The following is a 257-nucleotide window of genomic DNA, read 5'->3' as shown; positions in this document are numbered from 1 at the left end:
GCTTTCCATCTCGTGCAAAAACATAACATTCAATTCTATCTTTCTCTATCAAGATTTTGATGTCTACTTATTTCTCTCTTATGTTCACGTTCAAATTGATTATCTACTCCCTTGCTATCCAATTCATTTTTAACAATTCCTCTAAGCACCTTAAATTGCTCTTTAAGAACTTTTTTCGTTTGTATATACAAAACTCTTATATTCGTCTGTAAACCCTTTATATGAGCTTTTAACGAGCTTATTTCTCTATTTAATAC

Annotated in this window: 1 pseudogene; it reads right to left on the bottom strand. The window is 30.0% G+C overall.

What is annotated here, in order from left to right:
- Nucleotides 1–35: 35 nt before the first annotated feature.
- Nucleotides 36–257 (bottom strand): annotated as a pseudogene (locus JDS96_RS31255) (plasmid recombination protein); the annotation flags it as partial.

Origin of the sequence: Bacillus cereus group sp. N21 (assembly GCF_016483395.1) — a bacterium.
Taxonomy (GTDB): domain Bacteria; phylum Bacillota; class Bacilli; order Bacillales; family Bacillaceae_G; genus Bacillus_A; species Bacillus_A pseudomycoides.
Note: the sequence above shows the minus strand (reverse complement) of the source record. Positions and strands in the feature narration are given on the sequence as shown.